Annotated in this window: 5 protein-coding genes; 2 read left to right on the top strand and 3 right to left on the bottom strand. The window is 60.6% G+C overall.

Features of this window, described 5'->3' with window-relative positions:
- Positions 1-162: 162 nt before the first annotated feature.
- Positions 163-1602: a dihydropyrimidinase gene (gene hydA, locus VLA07_RS18235; RefSeq protein ID WP_333990202.1), complete on the bottom strand. Its 1440-nt coding sequence runs from the start codon at positions 1600-1602 to the stop codon at positions 163-165.
- A gap of 623 nt (positions 1603-2225) precedes the next feature.
- Between hydA and VLA07_RS18230 the strand changes: the two genes are divergently transcribed.
- Both VLA07_RS18230 and VLA07_RS18225 read left to right on the top strand, forming a co-directional pair.
- Positions 2226-3737, top strand: coding sequence for an NCS1 family nucleobase:cation symporter-1 (locus tag VLA07_RS18230; protein WP_333990201.1), 1512 nt, complete (start codon positions 2226-2228; stop codon positions 3735-3737).
- A 284-nt stretch (positions 3738-4021) separates the two neighbouring features.
- On the top strand, positions 4022-5305 hold the full coding sequence (locus VLA07_RS18225) for a Zn-dependent hydrolase (protein ID WP_333990200.1): 1284 nt from the start codon (positions 4022-4024) through the stop codon (positions 5303-5305).
- Between the two features lie 49 nt (positions 5306-5354).
- On the opposite strand, the gene VLA07_RS18220 is transcribed toward VLA07_RS18225, so the two are convergent.
- Positions 5355-5564 carry a hypothetical protein gene (locus VLA07_RS18220; protein WP_027613195.1) on the bottom strand — a complete coding sequence of 70 codons (210 nt, stop codon included), beginning with the start codon at positions 5562-5564 and terminating at the stop codon, positions 5355-5357.
- 216 nt (positions 5565-5780) lie between these two features.
- A complete protein-coding gene (locus VLA07_RS18215; protein WP_333990199.1) occupies positions 5781-7169 on the bottom strand; it encodes an amidohydrolase family protein in 1389 nt (462 codons plus the stop codon).
- Between the last annotated feature and the right edge of the window lie 7 nt (positions 7170-7176).

Genomic DNA, 7176 nt, shown 5'->3' with positions numbered 1-7176 from the left:
TTTTCCTCTGACGTGACAACCCGATATCCCATGATGCTTCCTTAAATCGCCGCTCCTACATCATGGTCTAAAAAAATTCGACCACAACAGGCTCACTCCTACAATTGGAATGCGTACATCTGTAGGAGTGAGCCTGCTCGCGATGAGGCCGAAGGCCTCGCTTTAGCGCTTAACGGCAGTCGGGCGATGTTGCTCAGCCCGCTTGCTCAGCAACTCAAACACCGCCGGATACGCCGGCCGTTCGATGTACCGCCCGGCCCCACGCTCGGCGCGCAGGTCGCCGTCGGCCCAGACCACTTTGCCCTGGCTGACGGTATGGCTCGGCACGCCGCGCACGGTCTTGCCTTCGAAGATGTTGAAGTCCACCTGCTGATGGTGGGTCTTGGCGGAGATGGTGCGGGTGCCTTGCGGGTCCCACAGCACCAGGTCGGCATCGGCGCCGACGCGGATCGCGCCTTTGCGCGGGTAGAGGTTGAAGATTTTTGCGGTGTGGGTGGAGGTGAGGGCGACGAAGTCCTGCATCGACAAACGTCCGCTGTTGACCCCTTCATCCCACAGCACCGCCATGCGGTCTTCGATGCCGGCGGTGCCGTTGGGGATCTTGCTGAAGTCGTCGCGTCCGGCGGCTTTTTGCTCGGCGCAGAAGCAGCAGTGGTCAGTGGCGGTGGTGTGCAGATTGCCGTTTTGCAGACCGTGCCACAGCGCTTCCTGATGCCCGCGCGGGCGGAACGGCGGGCTCATCACGTAACCGGCGGCGGTCTGCCAGTCCGGGTGCTGGTAGACGCTGTCGTCGAGCAGCAGATGCCCGGCCAGCACCTCGCCGTACACCGGTTGACCCTTGCTGCGGGCGTAGGTGATTTCGTCCAGCGCTTCCTTGGTGGAAACGTGCACCAGATACAACGGCGTGCCGATGGTCTCGGCAATACGGATCGCCCGGCTCGCCGCTTCGCCTTCCACCTGCGATGGCCGCGACAGTGGATGCGCTTCCGGTCCGGTGATGCCCTGGGCCATCAACTTGCGTTGCAGGTGATAGACCAGCTCACCGTTTTCCGCATGCACGGTCGGCACGGCGCCGAGTTCCAGGCAGCGTTCAAAACTTGCCACCAGCGTGTCGTCGGCGGCCATGATCGCATTCTTGTATGCCATGAAATGTTTGAAGCTGTTGATCCCGTGATGGCTGACCAGCTCGGCCATTTCCTCACGCACTTGCTCGCTCCACCAGGTGATCGCGACGTGGAAGCCGTAGTCCGATGCCGACTTCTCGGCCCAGCCGCGCCACTGATGAAACGCTTCCATCAACGACTGCTGCGGATTGGGAATCACGAAGTCGATGATCGACGTGGTGCCGCCGGCCAGACCTGCAGCGGTGCCGCTGTAAAAGTCTTCACTGGCCACGGTGCCCATGAAAGGCAGTTGCATGTGAGTGTGTGGGTCGATGCCGCCGGGCATCAGGTATTGGCCGCTGCCGTCGAGCACTTCGGCGCCGGCGGGAACATCCAGGTTCTGACCAATGGCTTTGATCACGCCGTCGGCGCAATAGACGTCGGCGCGATAACTTTCATCATGGGTAACAACGGTGGCGCCACGGATCAACAGAGACATTCCGAGTTCCTCGCAGGCATGACCGACTTGTGCCGGTTCTAAATGTTTTATTGATGTACAACGCTGATCGGCGTATTCCTGTCAGCGCTGTCAGGAATAGAAGCTAGTCGCAGTTTTGCAATTGATCAAGATTATTTTTTATAAGCTTATGACTGTTTTAACTATATGAAAAATAACGATAAAAAACCTAAATCACCAAAATGGTGAGGCTGTTCACCATTTTGACGCACTTGACAGGATGGAAATATGAGCAAGATTTCCTATGTGAAATCAGCCGCTTGAAGTTGAGCTGCGGCTGATTGTCCGTGATGAAAAAAAGTGCAGTGCACCAGATTGAGTCCTGACAGTTCGAACAACTTGGCAAACGTTTGGCCTGAGCGTGCAGACAAGTTTTCGCGGACTCTTTCGGTTAATAGTTAAAACCGAGCAATATCAGAAAGTTGCAATGTATTTGAACCACCGCCTAGGCGTCAGATGGAGTACCCGGCACGTTTATTGATGCCGCCGCTGACACCATGGCCGGTACACGAAAGTTGTCAGTTCCTCCGGCCATCGTCCGGCTCGCACCCCGTGTGCAGCCGCCTGATGAGCAAAAAAATAATCAGAAGAACAGTGGAGCGGCCATGCAACAGAACAGATCGCAAGTGACCGAGCGCGACGGCTTGTTTGAACTCGAAGCCGGCAGTGACGTCCTCGACAGTCCCCGTTACAACCACGACATGGCACCGACCAAGGTGCGCGAACGAACCTGGAATAAATGGCACATCACCGCGCTGTGGGTCGGCATGTCGGTATGCGTGCCGACTTACACCCTCGGCGGCGTACTTACCGCGTATTTCGGCCTGACCGTCGGCGAAGCGCTGATGGCGATTCTGCTGGCCAACGTCATCGTGCTGATCCCGTTGACCCTCAATGCTTTCCCCGGCACCAAGTACGGCATTCCATTCCCGGTGCTGCTGCGCTCGTCGTTCGGCGTGCTTGGTTCCAACGTGCCGTGCCTTATTCGTGCACTGGTGGCGTGCGGCTGGTTCGGCATTCAGACCATGTTCGGCGGACTGGCGATTCACCTGTTTCTCGGCTCGATCTTCGACGGCTGGAAATCCCTCGGTGGCACGGGCGAGGTGATCGGCTTCATGATCTTCTGGTCGCTGAATCTGTGGGTGGTGATCCGCGGCGCCGAGTCGATCAAGTGGCTTGAAACCCTGTCCGCGCCGTTGCTGGTGGCGGTCGGCATCGGCCTGCTGATGTGGGCGATGCCCAATGTGTCGATGACCGAGCTGCTGGCGATTCCACCGAAACGCCCGGAGGGCGCCAGTGTGGTCAGTTACTTCGCCGCCGGGCTGACGGCGATGGTCGGCTTCTGGGCCACGTTGTCGCTGAACATTCCTGACTTCAGCCGCTACGCCAAGAGCCAGAAGGACCAGATTCTCGGGCAGATTTTCGGTCTGCCGCTGACCATGTTCCTGTTCGCTTCGCTGGGTGTGGTGATGACCGCTGCGTCGGTGAAACTGGTCGGCGTGACGGTGTCCGACCCGGTGAGCCTGATCGGCCATATCCAGAGCCCGCTGTGGGTGGCGGTGGCCATGGCACTGATCATCATCGCCACGCTGTCGACCAATACCGCAGCGAACATTGTCTCGCCGACCAACGACTTCCAGAACATCGCGCCCAAGGTGATCAACCGCACCAAAGCGGTGTTGCTCACTGGTTTCGTCGGGCTGGCGTTAATGGCCCATGAGCTGCTGAAAAAGCTGGGCCTGATCGTTTCCGATGTCAGCCTGGAAACCGTGTATTCCAACTGGCTGCTGGGCTATTCGAGCCTGCTCGGGCCGATCGCCGGGATCATGGTGGTGGACTATTTCCTGATCAAGAAACAGCAGCTGGACCTGGCCGGGCTTTATCGCGACGACGTCTATCCGGCGTGGAACTGGGCCGGGTTCACCGCGTTTGGCGTGCCGGTGGTGCTGACTTTGCTGTCGCTCGGTAGCGATGCGTTCAGCTGGTTTTACAGCTACGGCTGGTTTACCGGTTCGGCGTTGGGTGGGGTGATTTATTACGGGTTGTGTTCGATGCNGACGTCTATCCGGCGTGGAACTGGGCCGGGTTCACCGCGTTTGGCGTGCCGGTGGTGCTGACTTTGCTGTCGCTCGGTAGCGATGCGTTCAGCTGGTTTTACAGCTACGGCTGGTTTACCGGTTCGGCGTTGGGTGGGGTGATTTATTACGGGTTGTGTTCGATGCGAAGCAGCCCCTCTGTTGTGAAATCTTCGGTGTGAGGAATGGCCCCTTCGCGAGCAAGCCCGCTCCCACAGGGTGAACGCATTCCAAATGTGGGAGCGGGCTTGCTCGCGAAGACGGCCTCAAATACACACAAGAACTGCCTGAAGAAACTCATAAAAAAACTGCCTGAGGAGATCAACATGAACGCAGCCGTAGACGTTCTGCAATCCACCCATCAGCACATCAACCGCGACCGCCTCTGGGCCTCGCTCATGGAACTGGCCAAGCTCGGCGCGACGGTCAAGGGCGGGGTCTGTCGTCTGGCCCTGACCGACCTCGACCGTCAGGCCCGTGACCTGTTCGTGCAGTGGTGCAAGGACGCCGGGTGCAGCGTCACGGTGGATGAAGTCGGTAATATCTTCGCCCGTCGCCCGGGGCGCAATCCGAACCTGCCGCCGGTGATGACCGGCAGCCACATCGACACCCAGCCGACCGGCGGCAAGTTCGACGGCTGCTTCGGTGTCCTCGCCGGCGTCGAAGTGCTGCGCACCCTCAATGACCTCGGTGTGGAAACCGAAGCGCCGCTGGAAGTGGTGGTCTGGACCAACGAAGAAGGTTCGCGCTTCGCCCCGTGCATGATGGGTTCCGGAGTGTTCGCGGAAAAATTCACCCTCGAAGAAACCCTGGCCAAGGTCGATGCCGATGGCGTCACCGTCGGCGAAGCCCTGAATGCCATTGGTTACGCCGGATCACGCAAAGTCAGCGGGCATCAAGTCGGCGCCTACTTCGAAGCACATATCGAACAAGGCCCGATCCTCGAAGACGAGCAGAAAACCATCGGCGTGGTGCTCGGCGCCCTCGGGCAGAAGTGGTTCGACCTGAAACTGCGCGGCGTCGAAGCCCACGCCGGGCCAACGCCGATGCACTTGCGCAAGGACGCGCTGGTCGGCGCCTCGGTGATCGTCGGTGCAGTCAACCGCGCCGCCCTCGGCCATCAACCCCACGCCTGCGGCACGGTCGGTTGCCTGCAAGCCTACCCCGGCTCGCGCAACGTCATCCCCGGCGAGGTGCGCATGACCCTCGACTTCCGCCATCTGCAACCGGAGCGGCTGGATTCGATGATCAGCGAGGTGAAACAAGTCATTGAGGCGACCTGCGAAGAACACGGCCTGACCTATGAACTGACCCCGACGGCCGACTTTCCGCCGCTGTACTTCGAGAAGGGTTGCGTCGAAGCCGTGCGCGGTGCGGCGCAAGGCCTGGGCCTGTCACACATGGACATCGTCAGTGGCGCGGGGCATGACGCCATCTTCCTTGCCGAACTCGGTCCGGCCGGGATGATCTTCGTGCCGTGCGAAGGCGGGATCAGCCACAACGAAATCGAGAATGCCGCGCCGGACGATCTGGCGGCCGGGTGTGCGGTGTTGTTGCGGGCGATGCTGGCGGCTTCGGCGATGGTGGCGGAGGGGCAGCGCGCGGCCTGAAAACGCGGCGTGACCTGTGGGAGCAGTTCCCACAGGTTTTTTTAAGTGATCAGCCGGGACGCTCGTTTTTGTTCGCGCCCCCTTGGCGGCGATCACTTCCATTTGGATTGCCGATATCCAGCAACCGTCGTTCTACCAGCACATTCTCCAGCGCCTGACGCTCGACCGGCGCCATTTGGTGTTCGCGCTTTTTCAGTTCCAGCAGAATCGGGCTGGACCAGGTGCGATAAGTCTGTTCGATGTTGCGACGCGACGTCATCAGTCTCTCCTTGATCAAGAGCCCGGTGTAGCTGGCAGGGGCTCAATCCGATGAGGGAGTAACCTTAGTCGACAAACCCCGAATCCGCGAATGCGCCGTTGTTCCCTGTAGGAGTGAGCCTGCTCGCGATAGCGGTGCGTCAGTAGCGCAAATGTCAGCTGACACATCGCTTTCGCGAGCAGGCTCGCTCCCACAGGTTTTCGTATCGCCTGCAAGTCAATCGTCGATATTCATCATCGCCTGCACACCTTCCCACGCTTCGGCGCGCATCCGTTCGATATCCAGCCCCGGAATCACGCCGTTATCGACCACGATCCGGCCGCCCACCAGGCTGTACTTCACCGTGATCGGTTCTCCCGCGACCACCGGTGCAACCGCACTGTCGTGGAAACCGAAGAAGCGTGGGTGATCAAGGCTGTAGATCACCAGATCCGCCGCTTGTCCGATTTCCAGCGTACCGACCGCGGCCAGTCCCAATACCTGCGCACCGCCCGCCGTGCCCCAGTGGATCACGTCTTCGACGGTGGTCGCCGAGGCGCCTTGTGCGGCGCGGTGGATCAGCCATGCGGTGTTGGCTTCGCCGACCATGCTTCCGGATTCGTTGGACGCGACGCCGTCGACGCCGAGGGAGATCGGTACGCCGGCCTCGTACATTTGCGGCACGGGCGCGACGCCGCTGCCCAGGCGCGCGTTGCTTACCGGGCAGTGTGAGATGCCGCTGCCGGTCTGGGCGAGCATGCGGATTTCGCCGGGTTGCAGGTGCACGGCGTGGGCGAACCAGACGTCGGGGCCGAGCCATTCGTGTTCGGCGACGAACTCCACCGGCAGGCAGTTATATTTCTCGCGGCAGAAATTCACGTAGTTCTGCGTTTCCGACAGGTGCGTGTGCAGACGCAAACCGAGGCCGCGCGCGGTGTGCGCCAGTTCGCGCAGCAGGGTCGGCGGCAGCGAAAAGGTTGGCGTGGTGGGTGCGACGACCACCCGGCGCAGGGCGTCCGGGGTGTCCTGGTGATACAGCGATTTCAGCCGTTCGATGTCGCCGACCATTTGTTCGAGGCTTTCCGGTTGCAGCGCGGTTTTCGAGAAGCCCGGGTGGGCGCTGGCGGACTCCAGTGCGCCACCGCGACACAGCACAAAGCGCAGGCCGAACTCATCGGCCAGATCGAACAGCAGATCCCCGGTCTCGGTTGTGCCGTGGGCGTGATAGAGATAGTGATGATCGGCGCAGGTCGTCACCCCGGACAGCAGCAACTCGACCATGCCCAGCCGAGCGGCGATCCGCGCCAGTTGCGGGGTAAAGCGGTTCAACCTTGGGTAGGGCACGCTCGCCAGCCAGCCTTGCAGATCCTGATTCAAACCTTCGGGCACGGCTTTGAGCAGGTTCTGGAACAGGTGATGGTGGGTGTTGATCCAGCCCGGATAGACCACGCAGTTGCGTGCATCGAGCACTCGCTCGCCCGGTTGCGGCTCCAGGTCGGCGGCCATTTCGGCGATGCGGCCGTTGACCACGCGAATGTCCACCGCACCGGCCCGGGCACGCGGGCCGCGCAGGCCGGTCATCACCGCCAGCGGGTTTTTGATCAGGATGTTTTGAAGTCGAGTCATGGGCAGG

This window comes from Pseudomonas sp. S3(2024), assembly GCF_036861315.1.
Classification (GTDB): Bacteria; Pseudomonadota; Gammaproteobacteria; order Pseudomonadales; family Pseudomonadaceae; genus Aquipseudomonas; species Aquipseudomonas putida_A.
This window is presented reverse-complemented; position numbering and strand designations above follow the sequence as displayed.